Annotated in this window: 22 protein-coding genes; 15 read left to right on the top strand and 7 right to left on the bottom strand. The window is 65.4% G+C overall.

Going from position 1 to position 19597, the window contains the following annotated elements; genetic code table 11:
- The 11 genes from GCN74_RS23480 to GCN74_RS23430 form a co-directional block, all read left to right on the top strand.
- Positions 1-670 (top strand): response regulator (locus tag GCN74_RS23480; protein ID WP_152258896.1); only part of this gene is annotated, 670 nt, incomplete at its 5' end.
- Positions 667-2832 (top strand): sensor histidine kinase, encoded by a 2166-nt coding sequence (locus tag GCN74_RS23475; RefSeq protein ID WP_152258895.1) that lies wholly within the window; start codon positions 667-669, stop codon positions 2830-2832. The genes GCN74_RS23480 and GCN74_RS23475, both read left to right, overlap by 4 nt.
- Before the next feature lie 174 nt (positions 2833-3006).
- Positions 3007-5211, top strand: coding sequence for a GGDEF domain-containing response regulator (locus GCN74_RS23470; protein ID WP_152258894.1), 2205 nt, complete (start codon positions 3007-3009; stop codon positions 5209-5211).
- A 144-nt stretch (positions 5212-5355) separates the two neighbouring features.
- Complete coding sequence (locus GCN74_RS23465; protein ID WP_193317223.1) at positions 5356-6222, top strand: urease accessory protein UreD; 867 nt, start codon at positions 5356-5358, stop codon at positions 6220-6222.
- A gap of 41 nt (positions 6223-6263) precedes the next feature.
- Positions 6264-6566, top strand: a complete 303-nt coding sequence (locus GCN74_RS23460) for an urease subunit gamma (RefSeq protein ID WP_034751936.1) — start codon at positions 6264-6266, stop codon at positions 6564-6566.
- 95 nt (positions 6567-6661) lie between these two features.
- On the top strand, positions 6662-6991 hold the full coding sequence (locus GCN74_RS23455; protein WP_076571695.1) for an urease subunit beta: 330 nt from the start codon (positions 6662-6664) through the stop codon (positions 6989-6991).
- A gap of 1 nt (position 6992) precedes the next feature.
- Complete coding sequence (gene ureC / locus GCN74_RS23450; RefSeq protein ID WP_152258893.1) at positions 6993-8693, top strand: urease subunit alpha; 1701 nt, start codon at positions 6993-6995, stop codon at positions 8691-8693.
- A gap of 13 nt (positions 8694-8706) precedes the next feature.
- A complete protein-coding gene (ureE, locus tag GCN74_RS23445; RefSeq protein WP_152258892.1) occupies positions 8707-9231 on the top strand; it encodes an urease accessory protein UreE in 525 nt (174 codons plus the stop codon).
- Positions 9231-9911, top strand: a complete 681-nt coding sequence (locus tag GCN74_RS23440) for an urease accessory protein UreF (RefSeq protein ID WP_152258902.1) — start codon at positions 9231-9233, stop codon at positions 9909-9911. Before ureE ends, GCN74_RS23440 begins: the two co-directional genes overlap by 1 nt.
- Before the next feature lie 22 nt (positions 9912-9933).
- The gene (gene ureG, locus GCN74_RS23435) at positions 9934-10572 is read left to right on the top strand and encodes an urease accessory protein UreG (RefSeq protein ID WP_152258891.1); all 639 of its coding nucleotides are present in this window, start codon (positions 9934-9936) and stop codon (positions 10570-10572) included.
- Entirely contained in the window at positions 10569-11129 is a 561-nt protein-coding gene (locus GCN74_RS23430) for a HupE/UreJ family protein (protein WP_226939184.1), read from the top strand. The genes ureG and GCN74_RS23430 overlap by 4 nt, the downstream gene beginning before the upstream one ends.
- On the opposite strand, the gene GCN74_RS23425 is transcribed toward GCN74_RS23430, so the two are convergent.
- Positions 11126-11737, bottom strand: coding sequence for a 1-acyl-sn-glycerol-3-phosphate acyltransferase (locus GCN74_RS23425; protein WP_152258890.1), 612 nt, complete (start codon positions 11735-11737; stop codon positions 11126-11128). The two genes, GCN74_RS23430 and GCN74_RS23425, sit on opposite strands and share 4 nt — an antisense overlap.
- A 250-nt stretch (positions 11738-11987) precedes the next feature.
- Here GCN74_RS23425 and GCN74_RS23420 point away from each other — a divergent pair, with 250 nt between their 5' ends.
- Entirely contained in the window at positions 11988-12209 is a 222-nt protein-coding gene (locus tag GCN74_RS23420) for a hypothetical protein (RefSeq protein WP_152258889.1), read from the top strand.
- A gap of 168 nt (positions 12210-12377) precedes the next feature.
- Here GCN74_RS23420 and GCN74_RS23415 read toward each other — a convergent pair whose 3' ends face one another.
- The 5 genes from GCN74_RS23415 to GCN74_RS23395 all read right to left on the bottom strand — a co-directional run bounded on the left by GCN74_RS23415 (position 12378) and on the right by GCN74_RS23395 (position 16243).
- Entirely contained in the window at positions 12378-13442 is a 1065-nt protein-coding gene (locus GCN74_RS23415; RefSeq protein ID WP_152258888.1) for an alkene reductase, read from the bottom strand.
- Positions 13443-13494: 52 nt separating this feature from the next.
- On the bottom strand, positions 13495-13791 hold the full coding sequence (locus GCN74_RS23410) for an ArsR/SmtB family transcription factor (RefSeq protein ID WP_152258887.1): 297 nt from the start codon (positions 13789-13791) through the stop codon (positions 13495-13497).
- Between the two features lie 124 nt (positions 13792-13915).
- Complete coding sequence (locus tag GCN74_RS23405) at positions 13916-15088, bottom strand: helix-turn-helix transcriptional regulator (protein WP_152258886.1); 1173 nt, start codon at positions 15086-15088, stop codon at positions 13916-13918.
- 60 nt (positions 15089-15148) lie between these two features.
- A complete protein-coding gene (locus GCN74_RS28910; RefSeq protein WP_193317222.1) occupies positions 15149-15727 on the bottom strand; it encodes a hypothetical protein in 579 nt (192 codons plus the stop codon).
- 156 nt (positions 15728-15883) lie between these two features.
- Positions 15884-16243 (bottom strand): DUF1304 domain-containing protein, encoded by a 360-nt coding sequence (locus GCN74_RS23395; protein WP_152258885.1) that lies wholly within the window; start codon positions 16241-16243, stop codon positions 15884-15886.
- Between the two features lie 210 nt (positions 16244-16453).
- On the opposite strand from GCN74_RS23395, the gene sugE reads away from it, so the two are divergent.
- Together sugE and GCN74_RS23385 are read left to right on the top strand one after the other, a co-directional pair.
- Positions 16454-16774, top strand: coding sequence for a quaternary ammonium compound efflux SMR transporter SugE (sugE, locus tag GCN74_RS23390; protein ID WP_152258884.1), 321 nt, complete (start codon positions 16454-16456; stop codon positions 16772-16774).
- Between the two features lie 114 nt (positions 16775-16888).
- A complete protein-coding gene (locus GCN74_RS23385) occupies positions 16889-17218 on the top strand; it encodes an SMR family transporter (RefSeq protein ID WP_152258900.1) in 330 nt (109 codons plus the stop codon).
- A 162-nt stretch (positions 17219-17380) separates the two neighbouring features.
- On the opposite strand, the gene GCN74_RS23380 is transcribed toward GCN74_RS23385, so the two are convergent.
- Positions 17381-18343 (bottom strand): succinylglutamate desuccinylase/aspartoacylase family protein, encoded by a 963-nt coding sequence (locus GCN74_RS23380; protein WP_152258883.1) that lies wholly within the window; start codon positions 18341-18343, stop codon positions 17381-17383.
- Positions 18344-18482: 139 nt separating this feature from the next.
- On the opposite strand from GCN74_RS23380, the gene GCN74_RS23375 reads away from it, so the two are divergent.
- A complete protein-coding gene (locus GCN74_RS23375) occupies positions 18483-19595 on the top strand; it encodes an acyltransferase family protein (RefSeq protein WP_193317220.1) in 1113 nt (370 codons plus the stop codon).
- Positions 19596-19597 lie beyond the last annotated feature (2 nt).

Below are 19597 nucleotides of genomic sequence, written 5' to 3'. Positions count from 1 at the left end.
CGTGGCGCGCCTGCCGCCGGCCCAGCGCGGGCGCATGGTGCTGCTGGTCGACGATGACGACAACTGCCGCAAGCTGCTGGCCGGCCTGCTGGCGCCGCTGGGCTTCCAGCTGCAGGAGGCGGCGGGCGGCGCGCAGGCGCAAGCGATGCTGGCGGCGCAGCGCTACGACATGGTGCTTAGCGACTGGCGCATGCCGGACATGGATGGCCTGGCGCTGACGCGCTGGCTGCGCGCGCAGACGGCGCTGGCGCAACCGCGGCTGGTGATCATGACCGCCTCCGCCTTCGAGGAAGAAAAGCAGGAGGCGCTGGCGGCCGGCGCCGACGGCTTCCTGCGCAAGCCGATCGAGCAGGAGCACCTGTTCGCCATGCTGGAGCAGCAACTGGGCGTGCGCTTCCAGCGCACGGCCGCCGCCGCGCCGCGCGTGCCGGCGGCCGTCTTTGACCTGCAGCAGGCGCTGGGCCAGCTGGGCGCGGCCGAACGGCAGGCGCTGCTCGCGTCGGTGCAGGCTCTCGACTTGCGGCGCAGCGCCATCGTGCTGGCCGGCGTGGCGACCAGCCTGCCGCAGCTGGCCGCGCATATCGCCGCCATGCTGGAACAGCACCAGTATCAGCCCCTGTGCGCCTTGCTGGCGCAGCTGGCCGGCGAGCCGCAGGGCGAAGACGCATGACGATGCATGCACCCGAAGGCGAGCGCCTGGGCGGCGTGTCCATCGTGCTGGCCGTCAGCGTGGCCCTGACCTTTGTCGTCACCGTGCTGCTGCTGGTGTTTGCCGTGTTGTTCTATGAGTCCGAACGGGAGCAGCGCTGGCAGCAGCTGCACCGCAGCCTGGCCGTGAGCGCCGACCAGCTGGCCGTGGCCATTGAACTGCCCTTGTGGAATCTCGATGAAAAGCAGATGCAGGCCATCATGCGCAGCATGCTGGGCAAGCGCGAGCTGGTGGCCAGTTCCCTCACGCCGGGCATCGGCAGGGAAGCGCTGGTCCTGCGCCGCAATGGGGACGGCGCCATCGGCAGCTTTTCCTCGCTGTCCGCCGAACCCGACTGGCTGGTGCAGCGGCGCCCCGTGACGATAGGCGGGCAAGTCATCGGCAGCGTTGCCGTGTACGCGACGCCGGCCCTGCTGCATGCGCAGCTGCAGCAGCGCGCGCTGGGCATCGGCGCCATGATCGTGGCGCTCGACGTGATCCTGGTGGCCAGCATCTGGCTGCTCATGTGGTGTCTGATGCTCAAGCCCCTGAAGGCGATCGGCCAGTACGCGGCAGGCGTCAAGGCGGGGCAGGGCGAAGCGTTCGGCACGCCGCCGAAAGCGTGGTTCCTGGGCGAGCTGCGCACCCTGTACCGCTCCATCCGCGACATGGTGGCGCTGCTCGACAGCCGCTACCGCGCCCTGCAGCGCAGCGAGGAGCGCGTGCAGATGGCCACGGGCGCGGCCAGCATCGGCATCTGGGACTGGAACGTCTGCAGCGACGCACTGCAGTGGGATGAGCAGATGTACGCGCAGTTCAAGGCCGATGCGGACCGCGGCATGTCGCCGGCGGCGATCTGGCGTGCGGCGCTGATGCCGGACGACGTGCCGGCCGCCAAGCAGGCCCTGCGCGCCGCGCTGGGCGCCGGCCAGGCATTCACGCACGAATACCGCATCCTGTGGCCCGATGGCACCGTACGCTATATCAAGGCCGATGCCGTGATCTTCCGCGACGGGCTGGGCCAGCCCATGCGCCTGGTGGGCTCCAACTACGACATCACGGCGCACCGCGAAGCCGAACTGGAATTGCTGCGCCACCGCCACCACCTGGAAGAGCTGGTGGCCGAGCGCACGAGCGCCTTGTCGGTGGCCGTCAGCCAGGCGCAGGCGGCAAACCGCGCCAAGAGCACCTTCCTGGCGAACATGAGTCATGAACTGCGCACGCCCCTGAATTCCGTGATCGGCTTTTCGCGCCTGATGGCTGCCTCGCCCAACATGCAGGACGATGAAAAGCGCAACCTGGCCATCATCCACCGCTCCGGCAATCATTTGCTCACCCTGATCAATGAAATCCTCGAACTGTCGAAGGGCGAGGCGGGGCGTCTGCAGGCGCAGACGGCCGTGGTGGCGCTGGCGCCCCTGCTGCAGGAAGTGATGGACATGCTGGGCATGCGCGCCGAGCAGCAGGGCCTGGCCCTGCGTCTCGATTGCGCGGACCTGCCGGCGGCGGTGCTGCTGGACGCGACGCGCCTGCGCCAGGTGCTGCTGAACCTGATGTCGAACGCCGTCAAGTTTGCCGGCAGCGGCAAGGTCACCTTGCGCGTGCGCGGCGAGCGGCGCGGCGGCGATCAATGGATGCTGTCGTTCGCCGTCAGCGATACGGGCATCGGCATCGCCGCGGAAGACCAGCAGCGCATCTTCGAGCCTTTCGTGCAGGCCGACAGCGCGGGACCGAAGGATGGCACCGGCCTGGGCCTGGCCATTTCGCGCGAATTCGTGCAGCTGATGAAAGGCGAGCTGACGGTGGCGTCCCTGCCGGGGCAGGGCGCCACCTTCCGTTTCAGCATACCCGCGCAGGCGGCGCTGGCGCCCGTGCCGGCGCCCGTGCCGCCGTCCATGCCGGCGCTGGCGCAGGCGCCGCCGGCGCTGCAGGCGACGGACCTGCAGCTGCTGGCTCCGGACGAGCGCGCGGCCTTGCTGGTGGCGCTGCGCGAATTGAACCTGGCCAGGGTGGCCCTGCTGCTGGCGGCCCTGCCTGCGGCGGCGGCGCCCTTGCTGGCGCCGCTGCAGGCCATGCTCGACCAGCATCAGTACCGGCAGCTGTGCGTCTTGCTGGAGGACGAAGGCGCATTGGCGCACACGTGAAAGTGTGGGCTGACAACATCGGATTCGATGAAAAGACGGCCAAAATGCCGTCGATGGATGGTGCTAAATTGCAATAAAGATTATGATGATAGTACGTAGTTCATCGCAAAGAAATGTCTTGTCCAGCGCGGCAACCGACCGCCGCGCCTCATCCAAAGCTGAGAGAACTGCTACATGCACCGCGATTTTTCCGAAGTGAATGCTAAGGGCGAAGTACTGATCGTTGAAGATACGCCCGCTTCGCTGAAGCTGTTGAGTGATTTGCTGGGCGGCGCCGGCTATGCGGTGCGCCAGGCGCCGAACGGCGAACTGGCCCTGTGGACGGCCCAGGCGCGCCCGCCGGAGCTGATCCTGCTCGACGTGCGCATGCCGGGCCTCGACGGCTTTGAAGTGTGCCGCCGCCTGAAGGAAATTCCCTCGCTGCGCCAGGTGCCCGTGATCTTCCTGTCGGCCCAGTACGATACGGACGACAAGGTGCGCGGCTTTGCGCTGGGCGCCGTCGACTTCATCGCCAAACCGTTCCAGGCCGAGGAAATCCTGGCCCGCACCGATGCGCACGTGCGCCTGGCGCGGGCGCAGCTGCAGCTGGCGCAGGAGCGCGCCAACCTGGAGCGGCGCGTGGCCGAACGCACGGCCGAACTGGAGCAGGTGGCCAGCACCCTGGCGCGCGAAGTGCAGATCCGCCGCGCCAACGAGGAGTTGCTGCGCCTTTCCGGCCAGGTCTTCGAGGCCACCCAGGACGCCATCCTGATCACGGATTCGGCCGGCGTCATCGTCACGGCCAATCCCGCTTTTACGCGCATTACCGGCTACGCGGCGCAGGAAGTGGTGGGCACGGACATCATGCGCCTGCACGCCGAATACACGGGCGAAGCGGTGCTGCTGGCCATGCGCCAGGGCCTGCGCAGCAGCGGCTGCTGGTCGGGCGAAGTACAGACGCGGCGCAAGAGCGGCGACACCTATCCCTGCCTGCTCAGCGTCTCCACCGTGCACGGCCCCGACGGCGCCGTCGTCAACTACGTGGGCGTCTTCCTCGATATCAGCGAGCGCAAGGCCGAGCAGCACCTGATCGATTTCCTTTCCTACCACGATGCGCTGACGGGCTTGCCGAACCGCGTGCTGCTGCGCGAACGCTTCGAGCAGGCGCGCGCGAACGCCGTGCGCGACGGCCAGCAGGTGGTGCTGATGTGCCTGGACCTGGACCGCTTCAAGAATATCAACGATTCGCACGGCCAGGCCGTGGGCGACAAGGCGCTGCAGGTGGTGGCGCGCTTCCTGTCCGGCTGCGTGCGCGAAGGCGACACGGTGGTGCGCCAGGGCGGCGACGAATTCCAGATCCTGCTGCAGGACGACGCGCTGCTGGGGCGCACCCTGGGGCTGGCGCAAACCATCCTGGCCGGCTTGCGCGAAGAGCTCAGCGTCGACGGCGAACGCCTGGCGCTGACCACCAGCATCGGCATCGCCATGTGCCCGGCCGACGGCGACAGCCTCGATGACGTGCTGCGCCACGCCGACACGGCCCTGGTGCGCGCCAAGGAAATGGGGCGCGACCACTACGCCTTCTTCACGGAGCGCATGGGCAGCGATATCCGCGCCCGCCTGGCCATGCAGCAGCAGCTGCGCGGCGCCATCGGCCGCGACGAATTCGAAGTGCACTACCAGCCGCAGATGTGCTTGCGCACGGGCGCCATGCTGGGCGCGGAAGCCCTGCTGCGCTGGGATAATCCCGTGCTGGGCAAGGTGCCGCCCGGCCTGTTCATCGCGCTGGCCGAGGAATACGGCCTGATCACGGCCATCGGCGAATGGGTGCTGGAAAGCGTGTGCGCGCAGATCCGCGCCTGGCACGACGCGGGACTGGGCAGCATCAAGGTGGCCGTCAACCTGTCGGGCAAGCAGTTCGCGCAGGACCGCACGGTGCCGTTCGTCGAAGCGGCCCTGCGCAAATACGGCATCGCACCCGCCTGCCTGGGCATCGAGATCACGGAAAGCACGGTGATGGGCGATCCGGACAAGGCGGTGGCGGCCCTCACGCGCCTGAAGGATATCGGCGTGGGTATCTCGCTCGACGACTTCGGCACGGGCTATTCCAGCCTGGGCTACCTGAAGCGCTTCCCCATCGACGTGCTGAAGATCGACAAATCGTTCGTCGACGATGTCACCACCAGCAGCAGCGACGCGGCCATCGCCCGCTCCGTCATCTCGCTGGCGCACAACCTGGACATGCGTGTCATCGCCGAAGGCGTGGAAACGCGCGAACAGGTCGACTTCCTGACGGAGCATGGCTGCGACGAAATGCAGGGCTATTATTTCAGCCGGCCCCTGGCCGCCGACGCCTTGACGGCGCTGCTGCGCGAACGGCGCACCCTGGCCGTCGCCTAGACGCGCACCGCGCCGCGGCGTGCACGCATGGCTGCACCATGCTGGTGCGCCTGCCGCGTGACGGTGCGCGATTCTCACCTTTTCCCCGTGTAGCGCTGGCACATATCCTGCTTTGTCTGTCGTATCTTCATACGATTGCGACGCATGCCAGACAGCACCCATTCCATCCTGCCTCCCGGCGCCGGCGCGCATAGCGCCTGGCACGCGCAGCTGCGCCTGGGCTTTGCCTGGCACGATGGCGTCAGCCGCCTGGTCGAGCGCGCGCACAGCGGCCCCCTGCGCGTGCAAAAGCCCTTGTATCCGGAAGGCAATGCCGTCTGCCACGCCATCATCATCCACCCGCCCGGCGGCGTGGTGGGCGGCGACCAGCTGGCCGTCGACGCCACGGCGGGCGAGGGCGCGCACGCCTTGCTCACTTCCCCGGGCGCCGCCAAATGGTACCGCGCGAACGGCCACGTCTCGGGCCAGCACATCGTGCTGCGCGCGGGCAGCGGCGCCGCCATCGAGTGGCTGCCGCAGGAAAGCATCTTCTTCGACCAGGCTTGCGTGCGCCTGCGCCATGAGGTGGAACTGGCGGCGGACGCGGGCTACATCGGCTGCGACATCGTCTGCCTGGGCCGCAGCGCCTCGGGCGAAATTTTCAACACCGGCAGCATCAGCCAGCAGGTGCAGATACGCCGCGGCGGCAAGCTGCTGTGGTGGGAGCAGGGCGTGCTGGCCGCCGGCGGCGCGTTGATGGCCAGCCCCCTGGGATTGGCGGGCCACACCGTATGCGCCACCCTGATCGCCGTCGGCCGCCCCCTGGCGCCCGCCGTGCTGGCGGCCCTGCGCGAGATCGCCGTGCCGGCCGGCGCCCTGTTTGGCGCCACGCAGATGAAATCGCTGGTGGCGGTGCGCCTGCTGTGCGACGACAGCGAGGCGGCGCGCCGCGTCATGCTGGCCGCCTGGCAGCTGCTGCGCCCCGCCGCGCTGGGGCGTGCCGCCGTCGTGCCCCGCATCTGGAACACTTAGCATCTGGAACACTTAATCAGGAAAGAAGCGCAAGGAAAACCATGGACCTGACTCCCCGCGAAAAAGACAAGCTGCTCATTTTTACGGCCGCGCTGCTGGCCGAACGGCGCCTGGCGCGCGGCTTGAAACTCAATTATCCGGAAGCGGTGGCCCTGATCAGCGCCGCCATCATGGAAGGCGCGCGCGATGGGAAATCCGTGGCGCAGCTGATGTCGGACGGGACGAAAATACTGTCGCGCGCCGACGTCATGGACGGCATCGCCGAGATGATCCCCGATATCCAGGTGGAGGCGACCTTCCCCGATGGCAGCAAGCTGGTGACCGTGCACCACCCGATACCGTAGTTTTTTTGACCGCCCAGGGCGCCACCCGCACCCTGGCTGCTTTTTGCGCCAGCGACCCGCCGGCAAGCGTAACGCGATCCTTGAAGGAGCCCCTCATGACACCAGGCGAATACAAATTGGAAGAAGGCGAAATCAGCCTCAATGCGGGCCGCGCCACGGCCACCGTGGTGGTGGCCAACCGGGGCGACCGGCCCATCCAGGTGGGCTCGCATTTCCACTTTTTCGAGGTCAACCCGGCGCTGGCCTTCGAGCGCTGGCGCGCCTACGGCATGCGCCTGAACATCACGGCCGGCACGGCCGTGCGCTTCGAACCGGGCCAGCAGCGCACGGTGGAACTGGTGGCGCTGGCGGGCGAGCGCAAGGTCTACGGCTTCAATGGCGAAGTGATGGGCGAACTGCAAGACACTCCACCGGGAAAGGATTGAGATGGCCAGCATTCCCCGCAGCGCATATGCCGAGATGTTCGGCCCCACCACGGGCGACCGCATCCGCCTGGCCGACACGGAACTGTTCATCGAGATCGAGCATGACTATGCGATCTACGGCGAAGAGGTGAAGTTCGGCGGCGGCAAGGTGATCCGCGACGGCATGGGCCAGTCGCAGCGCTGCGCGGCCGAGGTGATGGATACCGTGATCACGAATGCCGTCATCCTCGACCACTGGGGCATCGTGAAGGCGGACATCGGCCTGAAGAACGGCCTGATTTTCGGCATCGGCAAGGCGGGCAACCCGGACATCCAGCCGGGCGTGACCCTGGCCATCGGCGGCGCCACCGAGATCATCGCCGGCGAAGGCATGATCGTCACGGCCGGCGGCGTCGACACGCACATCCACTTCATCTGCCCGCAGCAGATCGAGGAAGCCCTGATGAGCGGCGTGACCACCATGCTGGGCGGCGGCACGGGGCCGGCCGTGGGCACGGCCGCCACCACGTGCACGCCGGGACCGTGGCATCTGCACGCCATGCTGGCGGCGGCCGATGCCTTTCCCATGAACCTGGGCTTCATGGGCAAAGGCAACGTCAGCCTGCCGCTGCCCCTGGAAGAGCAGGTGCGCGCGGGCGCCATCGGTCTGAAACTGCACGAGGACTGGGGCAGCACGCCGGCCGCCATCGACAATTGCCTGTCCGTCGCCGACCGCATGGATATCCAGGTGGCGCTGCACAGCGACACCCTCAACGAGGGCGGCTTCCTTGAGCATACCCTGGCCGCCTTCAAGGACCGCACCATCCACACGTTTCACACGGAAGGGGCGGGCGGCGGCCATGCGCCCGACATCATCGCCGCCGTGGGCCAGTCCAACGTACTGCCCTCGTCGACGAATCCCACGCGCCCGTTCACCGTCAACACGCTCGACGAGCACCTGGACATGCTGATGGTGTGCCACCACCTGGACCCGGCCATTGCGGAAGACGTGGCCTTTGCCGAATCGCGCATCCGCCGCGAAACCATCGCCGCGGAAGACATCCTGCACGATATCGGCGCCATTTCCATGATGTCGTCCGATTCGCAAGCCATGGGCAGGGTGGGCGAAGTGATCATGCGCACCTGGCAGACGGCGCACAAGATGAAGGTGCAGCGGGGCGCGCTGGCGCCCGACACGGCACGCAGCGACAACTTCCGCGCCAAACGCTACATCGCCAAGTACACGATCAACCCCGCCATCACGCACGGGATATCGCACGTGGTGGGCTCCATCGAGGCGGGCAAGATCGCCGACATCGTGCTGTGGAAACCGGCCTTCTTCGGCGTCAAGCCGTCGATGATTTTAAAAGGCGGCATGATCGCCGCCGCGCAGATGGGCGACCCGAACGCGTCCATTCCCACGCCCCAGCCCGTGCACTACCGCATGATGTTCGGCGCCTTCGGCGGCGGCCTGAAAAAGTCGTTTACGTTTGTGTCGCAGGCAGCCTACGAGCTCGATATCGGCCACCAGCTCAAACTGAACAAATCCCTCATCGCCGTGAAAAACATGCGCGGCTTGCGCAAGGCCGACATGATCCACAACGGCGCCACGCCGCACATGGAAGTGGACCCGGAAACCTATGCCGTGCGCGCCGATGGCCAGCTGCTCGTGTGCGAGGCGGCGTCCGTGCTGCCCATGGCGCAGCGCTATTTTCTATTTTAGGCAGGAGACAAGCATGCTCACATTGCATACCAGACTGGCGGCTGACGATCCGCGCGCCGCCGTTGCCCAACTCGTGCTGCCCTACGACCAGCGCGAAAAATGCCGGCTGCGCGCCGTGCTGTCGAATGGCGAGGACGTGGCCGTGTTCACCGTGCGCGGCACGGTGCTGCGCGACGGCGAGCGCATGACGGGACCGGAAGGACAGGTGGTGCAGATCGTCGCCGCGCGCGAACCGACCTACCTGGTGCGCTGCCTCGATGCGCATACCCTGCTGCGCTGCGCTTTCCACCTGGGGAACCGCCACACGCAGGCGCAGGTGGGCAACGGTTTTCTACGCATCCGCAAGGACGTGGTGTTGAAGGAAATGCTGGAGGGCTTGCAGGCGACGGTGACGGAAGAAAGCGCGCCGTTCGAGCCCGAGGCGGGCGCGTATGGCGGCGGCCATGGCCACCACGACGGCCACGGCCAGCACTTGCTGGCGCCCGTGCCGCTGCGGCAGAAAATCCACCGTCCCAGTGATACGCCAGGCGCCGCATGATGCAGGCGTCGGCCCTGCTGCATCTGCTGCAGTTCGCCAGCCCGGCCTTGCCGATCGGCGCCTACAGCTATTCGCAGGGGCTGGAGGCGGCGCTGGAATCGGGCCTGGTGACGGATGCAGCCACGGCGCGCGACTGGATCGCCCAGCATCTGGCGCAAGTGGTGGCGCGCTGGGAAGCGCCGCTGTGCTGGCGCTTGATGCAGGCGTTCGCAGCGCAGGACCTGGGCGCCGTGCAGCGCTGGAGCGAGCGCTTCATCGCTTCGCGCGACACGGCGGAATTTCGCGCCGAAACCATCCAGATGGGCTATTCGCTGAGCAAATTGCTGGCCGAACTGGACGTAGCCGACGGCGTCCTGATCGACATGCTGCAGGGCCAGCCGGAAGTGGCGCTGCCCACCGCGTATGCGTGCGCCGTGGCGGCGCTGGCCATCCCGCGCGAAGAGGCGCTGCTGGCCATGCTGTTCGCCTGGGCGGAAAACCAGGTGCTCGTGTGCGTGAAATCCGTGCCGCTGGGGCAGGTGGCGGGCCAGCGCCTGCTGTTGTCGCTGCGGCCCGACCTGGAAGCGGCCGCGCTGACGGCGCAAACGTTGCAAGACGACGAGATGGGCAACTGGGCGCCGGGCCTGTCCTTGCTGTCGATGCGGCACGAAGTGCAGTACAGCCGGCTGTACCGTTCCTGAATAATTTTATGAGAGAGCAAACATGACCTCAATACCATCCAATCCCCTGCGCGTGGGCATCGGCGGGCCCGTCGGCTCGGGCAAGACGGCCCTGTGCGAAATGCTGTGCAAGGGCATGCGCGAGCGCTACGACATGGCCGTCATCACGAATGACATCTATACCAAGGAAGACATGGAAATCCTGCTGCGCGCCGATGCCTTGCCGGCTGAGCGCCTGATGGGCGTGGAGACGGGCGGCTGCCCGCACACGGCCATCCGCGAAGACGCGTCCATCAACCTGGAAGCGATCGCGCGCATGCAGGCCGATTTTCCGAATCTCGACCTGATCCTGGTCGAATCGGGCGGGGACAATCTGGCCGCCACCTTCAGCCCGGAACTGTCGGACCTGACGATTTACGTGATCGACGTGGCGGGTGGCGAAAAAATCCCGCGCAAGGGCGGGCCCGGCATCACGCGCTCGGATTTGCTCATCATCAATAAGACGGACCTGGCACCGTATGTGGGTGCCAACCTCGACATCATGGCGCAGGATGCGAAACGCATGCGCGGCGAACGTCCGTTCGTGTTGACCAATCTGCGCAGCGGCGACGGCGTGCAGGTCGTGATCGATTTTATCCGCGAGCAAGGTTTGCTCGACCAACCAGGCAAGGAGTTGCAATGAACGCAAGATTGATGACGAAAACGGCCGCCCTAGCCACGCTGTGCCTGCTGGCCTTGCCTGCCATGGCGCACCCCGGCCACGGCGAGAGTGCCGGCTTCCTGGCCGGTTTCGCCCATCCGTTCACGGGCATTGACCATTTGCTGGCCATGCTGGGCGTGGGCATCTGGGGCGGACAGCAGCGGCGCGGCCTGGCCCAGCCCGCCACCTTTCTCGGCATGATGCTGCTGGGCGCGCTGGCCGGCATGGCGGGCTTGCGCGTTCCCGGGCTGGAAACGGGGATTGCCGCCACGGTGGCGCTGGTGGGGCTGGCCATCGCGCTGGCGCTGGCCGTGCCGAACTGGCTGGGCATGCTGCTCGTGGGCGTGTTTGCACTCGCGCATGGCAATGCGCATGGCCGGGAATTGCCGGCCGCTTCGGCCGCGTGCGGCTTCCTGCTGGCGTCGGCCATGCTGCTGTTTGCGGGACGTTTCGTCGGCCAGGTATTGGCCGAGCGCGTGCTGCGCCTGGCCGGCGTGGCCTTGACGGCCGCCGGCGTGGTGCTGATGGGGATGAATTAAGCGCCGGGGCGCTTCTCGGACAGCACGATGGGCGCCGCCTTTTCCGGGTGCAAGCCCTGGTGGCCCGCATACACGGCGGCGATGGCGGCCATGTCGGCCTCCTTGTCGCCCGTCAAATAGAGATGGTCGACGACGCCCAGCACCTTGTTCGGGTAGTCTATGTACACCAGCAACAGCGGTACCTTGGCGGCCAGGGCCAGGTGATAAAAGCCGCTTTTCCAGTTCGGACGGTAGCTGCGCGTCGCTTCCGGCGTGATGGCCAGCCAGTACCAGTCGGCGGCCAGCATGCGTTCGGCCTGGCGCTGGATCGTGCCGCTGGTGGTGCTGCGGTCGACGGGTTCGCCGCCCAGGTAGCGCAGCACCTTGCCCATGGGGCCGCGGAACAGGGAATCCTTGGCCAGCCAGCGGAACGGCAAGGACAGCGCCCATTTGCCGAACAGGCCCACCATGAAATCCCAGTTCGACGTGTGCGGATAGACGACGGCGATGCCGCGCGGTCCCGGCAGGGGACGGAAGCGCATGCGCCAGCCAAACAGATGCAGCACGCGCAGCGCGCAGCGCTGGTGCCAGGTCGGCAAGTCGCCCGCTTGTACAAATAAATCGTCCATTGATACCCTTCAGTGACACTGTTCTTAATGGGATGGCGCTGGTGGCCATTTTCCTTGAAGCAAAAATTCTGCGCAGGCATTCTATACGGGGCTGGCGGTGGCGACAAGCAGCCGAGGCCGCTATTCATGCGGTGTCGGGGCGAGTGCTGCTGCTATTTTAACCATGCTTGCGCACTGTGTCGGGCACTAAATGCTCCCAATGCGGTCAAAACTTGATGCAGTGCTGATCCACCAGACATGGAGCCGTGGCATGAAAAACAGTAGCGAGGATGTGGCTGAAGAGTATGTCCGAACGGACACAGTGATGGCCGAGCTCGTCGAGCGGGGCGTGGCGTTTCATCACGCCCTGGGCAGGACGGTGGCGACGGCCTACCTGCGCGAGCATGCCGTGCCGGCCGACGTGATACGCCGTGTCTTCAGCAGCGTGCAGGCGCGCCGTCCGGCCCGGCCGGCACGGCGCCGATGGCGCTGAAGGGCAGGGAGCGGCGCCCAACATACGGCGGCGGGCACCGCACCACGCAGTTTGCTGCGTCGATGCCGTGGCGCCCGCCGCCTGGGGGATGCGCAGCCAGCTGCTGCCCGCGGCGCTGTCGCCTTGAGCGCTGCCTTTGGGCGCTGTTGCTGAAGCCGGAGCCTGAGCTTAGGCTTGGGCCGCCAGTGCCGGATAGTCCGTGTAGCCGGCAGCATCGGGCGCGTACAGGGTGTCCGCATTCAGCGGATTCAATGGCGCGTCGCTATGCAGGCGGATGGGCAGGTCGGGGTTGGCGATGAACCACAGGCCAAAGGCCACGGCGTCCGCTTCGCCCTTGGCCAGCAGGGTTTCGGCCGCTGCCTTGTCCATTTTCTCGTTGGCAATGTAGACGCCGCCGAATTCCTGTTTCAGGTAGGGCCCCAGGCGGTCTTCGCCCAGCGCTTCGCGCGCGCAGATGAAGGCGATGCCGCGCTTGCCCAGCTCGCGTGCCACATAGCCGAAAGTGGCGCGCGGGTCGGAATCGCCCATGTCGTGCGCATCGCGGCGCGGTGCCAGGTGCATGCCCACCTTGTCGGCGCCCCAGACTTCGATGCACGCGTCCGTCACTTCCAGCATCAGGCGGGCGCGGTTTTCAATCGAACCGCCGTAGTTGTCGGTGCGCAAGTTGGTGCTGTCTTGCAGGAACTGGTCAAGCAGGTAGCCGTTGGCGCCGTGGATTTCCACGCCGTCGAAGCCCGCTTTTTTTGCATTCTCGGCGCCCAGGCGGTAGGCTGCCACGATGCCGGGAATCTCTTCCGTATCGAGCGCGCGCGGCGTGACGAATTCCTGTTTCGGGCGCACCAGGCTCACGTGGCCGGCCGGCTTGACGGCGCTGGGCGCCACGGGCAAGTCGCCATCGAGGAAGACGGGCGCGGAAATGCGGCCCACATGCCACAGCTGCAGCACGATCAGGCCGCCCGCGTCATGCACGGCCTTGGTGATCTGTTTCCAGCCTTCCACCTGTTCTTCGGACCAGATGCCGGGCGTGTCGGCATAGCCCACGCCCTGTGGCGTAACGGCCGTCGCTTCCGAGATGATCATGCCGGCCGACGCGCGCTGCGTGTAGTACTCGGCCATGAGGGCGTTGGGCACGCGGCCCGGGTTGCCGGCGCGCGAACGCGTCAGCGGCGCCATGATGATGCGGTTTTTCAGTTGCAGGCTGCCAATGGTGATGGGATCGAATAAAGTTGCCATGATTATCATTTCCTTGTAGGTGCCGGTCGGGCGGCGTTGAGACGGGAGGTGCTTACAAACCTTGCTGCATGTGTTCGAGGAAGGCCTGGATGGTGGCTTCATTGCGGCTGAAGAAACTCCATTGCCCCACTTTTGTTGCTGAAATCAGGCCCGCTTTTTGCAGGCTGGCCAGGTGCGCCGACACCGTCGATTGCGACAGATTCAGGCGGCGGTCGATCAGGCCGGCGCACACGCCCAGGTGCAGCGGGTGGTCCTGTTCCTGAAAGTGCTGCTCCGGCTCTTTCAGCCATTGCAAAATCTGCCGGCGTACCGGGTTGGCCAGCGCCTTGTGGATGGCGTCGATATCCATGTTGTTTCTCCTGAACATACAATTCGCTTTTCAACGATGTATATATCGTGATTCTTAAATTCTAATATCGTAATTTTACGATATAAATGAAAAGCGTGCTGGCGGCCCCTGTTTTGGGGTGAAGTCAGGCGGGAAGGGGGGTGCGCTGCAGCACGGCCGGGCCCGTCAACACGATGCGCACCAGGTCCACCTGGCGCTGGGCGCCGGCCTTGGCGGTGGCGCTCTTGATCTGCGTGCGCGCCGTGTGGATGGAAATGCGCTGGCGATCGGCGTATTCCTGCAAGGAATAGCCGTTGACGAGCGCTTCCGTCAGGCGCGCCTCGGCCACCGTCATGCCGTAGAAATTGCGCAGGGTGGCCGCCAGCGAGGTGATCAGGTCGCTGCTGTCGCTGAGGAAAACGGCGATGGCGCTGGCCGCGCCGAACGGGCTGTGCCAGGACGGCAGGGGCGTGACGCGCAGGCGCAGCTGTTCGCCCGTCAATCCGTTCAGCTTGAGTACGCCGCCGGGGCCGCCTGCTGCTGCCGTGCCCGTTTGCGCAGCCTCGTGCAGCAGGCGCCGCAGCGCACCGTTGTCCGCTTCGCGCGGGCAATACAGGGGCGCGCCTTCGCGCAGCTGCAGCAGCCGTGTGGCAGCCGTCATGGCCAGCGCCCGTTCGTTGGCGTACAGCAATTGCGACGTGGCATCCAGCAGCAGCACGCCAAACGGCAGCAGTTCCAGTACCTGGGTGGAACTCTGGGACAGCATTTCCAGCCGGCGCAGCTTGCGCTGCAGGGAAAAAGCCGTTTGCAGGTGCGGCATCAGCGTGCGGATCAGCGCCAGCTCGCCCCCGTCGTAGGCGCCGGCCTGTTCGCGGCGCACCACGGTGACATTCGTGGAGCGCTCGGCGCGCAGCTCGACGATGGCCGCCGCCGTATAAAAGATCTCCTGCGGGCGCAGCCAGTCCGTCCAGTATTCGGTTTTCTTCAGGCAATGGTCGGGAAACAGCATGGAGCCGGTGACGACGGCGCCTTCGCGGTGCAGGGTGGCGTCTTCCAGCCACACATTGCGCGCGCCGTAATAACCGGCAAAGCTGGCAAGGGCGTGCGCTTCGAAGCCATAGGTGGCGGCCAGGCCGCTGCCCGGCAGCTGGACGTCGACCGAGCGGTTGCTGAAATCATTGGCCCAGATCAAGCCCGCGTGCGATTGCAGCTGTTGCGCAAAGGCGGCCAGGAATTGCGACCAGGCGCCATGCTGCGTGGCCGCGTCGTAGATCAGGGTAATCAGCGCCTGGCTGGCGACGGCGAACGATGGCGTCATAGGCAATCCTCATGGCGGCAAGGGACAAGACAAAGGGGGCCGCGGCGGCGGCCATCCTCCTTAACGCGATTCCAGCCAGCTCTTGCCGCCCGCCGTGCACGTGCTGAGGCTGGCGTACTGGCTCACATAGTTATAACCGCTGCCGCAGCCGCCTTCGCCGGATTTGACGGGGCCGTAGCAAGCACCTTCATAGCTGAGCTTACCATTGACGTTCGTGCTTTTGACGCAGAAATTGTAGTTGCTTGCCGTGCTGTTGTTGGGCAAGGTGGTGCCATTGTTCTGGCCGCAACCGAGTTCCTTGCTCACGGCGCGCGCGTAGTCGACCATTTTCTGGTAGGTGCCGCTGTAGTAGGTGTCGGCCGTGGTTTTCTGCCCATGTTTGCAGGCGGCCACCACGCTGTCGTAGCCGGAGTCCGCCTGGGCGTAGTTGCCCGATACCTGGATGCCGCAGGCGCTGGCCTGCTTGCGTTCCGCATCGCCGATCAGGTTGCTGTACTGGCAGTTTGCCGACGTGCCGCCGCTGCCGCCGGCACTGCTGGAGCCGCTGCCAGAGCCACTGTCGCTGCCGCCACCGCCGCAGGCGGACAGCATGAGGCAGCCGAGCAAAGTGACGGCAAAGGTGGTTGGATGTGCGTGCATGATTTCCCCTGTGGACGATTACTTGTCACCATGGTGTCTGGTGGTATCTTTTTTATTGCTACAAGGAATTGTATCGGGCATGTTTTTTGGAAACATCACCCATTTGGGGTATGCGCAGGCAGAGGGTGGGACGGCCGGCAGGCCGCCCCGGCAGGATCAGGAAAAGTGGAACAGCAGCAAGGCGATGACGGCGGGCACCGTTTGCAGGTAGAGGATGCGCGTCATGACGGTGAGCGCGCCCCACACGCCGGCCACGGCGATGCATGCCAGGCCGAAGACGGTGAATGCATGGGCGATGGCGGCGTCCGGGTAAAAAAAGCCCAGCGCCAGCGCGGCGACGAGGAAGCCGTTGTAGCAGCCCTGGTTGGACATGGCGGGACGCACGATCTCCGCCTTTTCCTTGGACAGGCCAAAGACCTTGCGTCCGCGCGCATCGAACAGCACGGTTTCCAGCAACACGATGTAGACGTGCAGCAGCAGAATGAGAGCGGTAAGAACCTGGGCCAGAATGTGCATCGTCGCTCCTGAATGGTTGAGATGCAGCGATTATGCGGCCACCAGCATGGTTTTTGGCAACTTTTGAATGGAGTGGCAGCACTAGAAAAATGTGCTTGCGGCAAGAGTTTTCACCCGATGGTATACTTTTCCCTTTGCTCCTGTGGGGACGACCCCGCTCGATGACGGGGCTGCATGGCGGGGACGACCCTGCCGCCTCAGGAGAAGTGTATGGCGTGGATCATTTTGGTATTGGCTGGCTTGCTGGAAATCGGCTGGGCCATCGGCCTCAAATACAGCGCCGGTTTTACCCGCCCCCTGCCATCCGTACTGACCGCCATTTCCATGCTGGGCAGCGTGGTGATGCTGGGCCTGGCCTTGCGCACCTTGCCGCTGGGCACGGCGTACGCGATCTGGACGGGCATCGGCACCGTGGGCACGGCCATTTTCGGCATCATGGTGCTGGGCGAGCCGGCCAGCGCCGCGCGCATCGCCTGCATCGCGCTGATCGTGTCCGGCATCCTGGGCTTGAAGCTGCTCAGCCCGCAGTAAGGCCGTTTTCCTGAAACGCCCTGCGCCGTTGCGCCGTCCTGATCGAACAGGTGGCGGGCGGGCAGGGCGTTGTTGTTTTTACTACCTTGAAAGGACTGTCGCATGAGCCTCGCCATGACGTATTTCTACCTGGCCATCGCCATCATCGCCGAAGTCATCGCCACCAGCGCCTTGAAGGCGTCCGATGGCTTCAGCCGGCTTGTGCCCGGTATCGTCACCGTGATCGGCTACGCCATCGCCTTCTGGTGCTTGTCCCTGACCTTGAAGGTCATTCCTACCGGCATCGTGTACGCGATCTGGTCCGGCGTGGGCATCGTGCTCATTTCCGCCGTGGGCTGGTTCTGGTTCAAGCAAAGCCTGGACACGCCGGCCCTGATCGGCCTGGGGCTGATCATTGCCGGCGTGCTTGTCATCAACCTGTTTTCCAAGTCGGTGGGCCACTAAGAGCCTATCCCAGTAGATGAATACATCCCCCTGCTGGCGCCCCTCAGAAGCGGGGACTGCGTTGAGCGTCGTCGCATGGCTTGCCACGCGTCCTCCTCACGCCTTGTCCGCGCTCCTGGTGAACTACCCGCAGATGACGCTCCCTGCTGGAACAGGCTCCAATCAAAAGCTGCTGGCCACGCGCGCCAGGTAATACCACTCGGCATTGGCTTGCGCGTTGACGTCCGGGAACAGGATGTAGGCGTCGAATTCGGCCGTCACGGGCGTGCCGTCCGCGCGCACGCCGATCTGCTCGCCCTGTTTGACCTTGTCAAAGCTGGACCAGGTCTTGATGAAGCGGTCGTCTGCGTGCAGCTTGTCGTGCACGACGACCATGTTCAGCGCTTCCATGTCGGCATCCGCGATGGCTTGCGGCTGCGGCGCGTCGATGAAGCTCAGGAAGGCAAGCGTGTTCATGATGGCGCGGTAGGCCACGTCCGGCGCGGCCGGGTCCGCGTGCTGGCCGCATTCCAGGGTCAGGGCGTAGCCGCCCGTCGAGCGCATGTATTCCGTCGTGCCCACGCCATAGCGCAAGACCAGGCCCACCTGGTCGCTATTGCCCAGGCGGCGCTGCACGCCCTGGCCGTAGGCATGCAGCCAGCCGTCGACGAAGCGGCGCACGCCCAGGCGGCGCGCCAGCGCGCGTTCCTTGTCTTCATGCTTGAACGGTTGCAGCGGACCATCGTTGTTGCGCGGCCCCACCATGACGAAAGGCTGGCTGTCGGCATTGAACGAGTGCAAGTCCAGCAGCACGTCGTGCTGGCCCAACAGCGGGCACAGCCAGTTGGCGATGCGGTCTTCGAAATCCTGCGGATTGTCGTTCGGGAACAGGTTGCGGTTCAGGTTGCGGTCGCCGCTGCGCACGCCCTTGGCGTAGGCCAGCGGATTGGTGATGGGCACGAAGGTGACGCTGCCGGCGAGAATCGAGAGGGCGCCGCTGTCGAGTTCAGCCATCACGCGGTGGATGCCCTTGGTGCCGCAGGTTTCATTGCCGTGCACGGCGCCCGTGACGATCAGGCGCGGGCCGCTGCCCTGGCCCGTGTAGTTGATGGACTTGAAGTGGAGTGCGCTGCTCATGCTGGACATATCCTATGCTGTTGCGGGAGGGAAAAGCGGGGTCGGCATATTTTAGCGGGATTCGCGGCAGGCGCCCGCAAAAATGTGGCCATGCCGCCCTCTGGCGTGGCATGATCGGCGCCACCGTTGTTTTCCCTTGCTGATATCCATGCCGTCTTCCCCATCTTCCCCGCGCCTGTCCGGCCTCGATACCTTGCGCGCGCTGGCCATCGTGCTCGTCTTCATGAATCATTATTTGCTGTTCGTCAGCGACGGCGGGGCATTCGGCTTCTGGGGAGAGATCGGCTGGACGGGCGTGGACCTGTTCTTTGCCCTCAGCGGCTATTTGATCGGCAACCAGATCTTTGCCGCCCTGCGCAGCGCGCACGGCTTTTCCCTGCCGCGTTTCTATGCGCGCCGCTTCCTGCGCACCTTGCCCAATTTCTATGTCGTGCTGGCCCTGTATTATTTGTGGCCCGCGTTTCGCGGCGACAGCGCGCTGCTGCCGCTGTGGAAATTCCTGACGTTTACGCAAAACATCAACCTGACGCCGGGCACGGCGTTTTCCCATGCCTGGTCCTTGTGCGTGGAAGAGCAGTGCTACGTGCTGCTGCCCGCCGTGGCGCTGCTGATTGCCGCCTGCCGCAAGTCGCTGCTGTGGGCGTGGCTGGCCGTGGCCGCCAGCTTTATCGTGGGCATGCTGCTGCGCGCCTATCTGTGGGAGGAATATGTGCACGTGCCGCGCGGCGGCCTCGGCTATTACAGGTACATTTATTACGCCTCGTGGTGCCGCTTCGACGAGCTGGTGGCGGGCGTGGCGCTGGCGCTGCTGAAAAACTACCACCCGGCCGCGTGGGCGCGCCTCACGTCGCAGGGCAACCGCACCTTGCTGGCGGGAATGGCCGGGACGGCGCTGATGTTTTATGTGTTTCTGACCGATCACTATGGCTATGGGGTGACGGTATTCGGCTATCCTGCCCTGGCTGCTAGTTTTGCCTTGCTGCTGGTGGCCGCGCTGAGTCCTGCCAGTCTGCTGTACCGGGTGCGCGTGCCGGGCACGGCCAGCCTGGCCCTGTGGTCGTATGCGATTTATTTGCTGCACAAGCAATTGTGCATCGTGCTGCGTCCCGTGCTGCAGGATCTTGGCTACGGGCCGGACAGCCTGCCTGCCATGCTGGTCATGATTATTCTCAGCATCGCCACGGGCTGGCTCTTATATAGCGTGGTGGAAACGCCATTCATGCGCTGGCGGGCGCGCCATGTGCCCGCCAATCATGCGTGAAG

This window comes from Janthinobacterium sp. FT14W, assembly GCF_009208755.1.
GTDB lineage: Bacteria > Pseudomonadota > Gammaproteobacteria > Burkholderiales > Burkholderiaceae_D > Janthinobacterium > Janthinobacterium violaceinigrum.
Note: the sequence above shows the minus strand (reverse complement) of the source record. Positions and strands in the feature narration are given on the sequence as shown.

Coding starts and splice junctions, on each gene's coding strand:
- GCN74_RS23475 (WP_152258895.1), top strand. CDS start 667: ATGACGATGCATGCACCCGAAGGCGAGCGCCTGGGCGGCGTGTCCATC.
- GCN74_RS23470 (WP_152258894.1), top strand. CDS start 3,007: ATGCACCGCGATTTTTCCGAAGTGAATGCTAAGGGCGAAGTACTGATC.
- GCN74_RS23465 (WP_193317223.1), top strand. CDS start 5,356: ATGCCAGACAGCACCCATTCCATCCTGCCTCCCGGCGCCGGCGCGCAT.
- GCN74_RS23460 (WP_034751936.1), top strand. CDS start 6,264: ATGGACCTGACTCCCCGCGAAAAAGACAAGCTGCTCATTTTTACGGCC.
- GCN74_RS23455 (WP_076571695.1), top strand. CDS start 6,662: ATGACACCAGGCGAATACAAATTGGAAGAAGGCGAAATCAGCCTCAAT.
- ureC (WP_152258893.1), top strand. CDS start 6,993: ATGGCCAGCATTCCCCGCAGCGCATATGCCGAGATGTTCGGCCCCACC.
- ureE (WP_152258892.1), top strand. CDS start 8,707: ATGCTCACATTGCATACCAGACTGGCGGCTGACGATCCGCGCGCCGCC.
- GCN74_RS23440 (WP_152258902.1), top strand. CDS start 9,231: ATGCAGGCGTCGGCCCTGCTGCATCTGCTGCAGTTCGCCAGCCCGGCC.
- ureG (WP_152258891.1), top strand. CDS start 9,934: ATGACCTCAATACCATCCAATCCCCTGCGCGTGGGCATCGGCGGGCCC.
- GCN74_RS23430 (WP_226939184.1), top strand. CDS start 10,569: ATGAACGCAAGATTGATGACGAAAACGGCCGCCCTAGCCACGCTGTGC.
- GCN74_RS23425 (WP_152258890.1), bottom strand. CDS start 11,737: ATGGACGATTTATTTGTACAAGCGGGCGACTTGCCGACCTGGCACCAG.
- GCN74_RS23420 (WP_152258889.1), top strand. CDS start 11,988: ATGAAAAACAGTAGCGAGGATGTGGCTGAAGAGTATGTCCGAACGGAC.
- GCN74_RS23415 (WP_152258888.1), bottom strand. CDS start 13,442: ATGGCAACTTTATTCGATCCCATCACCATTGGCAGCCTGCAACTGAAA.
- GCN74_RS23410 (WP_152258887.1), bottom strand. CDS start 13,791: ATGGATATCGACGCCATCCACAAGGCGCTGGCCAACCCGGTACGCCGG.
- GCN74_RS23405 (WP_152258886.1), bottom strand. CDS start 15,088: ATGACGCCATCGTTCGCCGTCGCCAGCCAGGCGCTGATTACCCTGATC.
- GCN74_RS28910 (WP_193317222.1), bottom strand. CDS start 15,727: ATGCACGCACATCCAACCACCTTTGCCGTCACTTTGCTCGGCTGCCTC.
- GCN74_RS23395 (WP_152258885.1), bottom strand. CDS start 16,243: ATGCACATTCTGGCCCAGGTTCTTACCGCTCTCATTCTGCTGCTGCAC.
- sugE (WP_152258884.1), top strand. CDS start 16,454: ATGGCGTGGATCATTTTGGTATTGGCTGGCTTGCTGGAAATCGGCTGG.
- GCN74_RS23385 (WP_152258900.1), top strand. CDS start 16,889: ATGACGTATTTCTACCTGGCCATCGCCATCATCGCCGAAGTCATCGCC.
- GCN74_RS23380 (WP_152258883.1), bottom strand. CDS start 18,343: ATGTCCAGCATGAGCAGCGCACTCCACTTCAAGTCCATCAACTACACG.
- GCN74_RS23375 (WP_193317220.1), top strand. CDS start 18,483: ATGCCGTCTTCCCCATCTTCCCCGCGCCTGTCCGGCCTCGATACCTTG.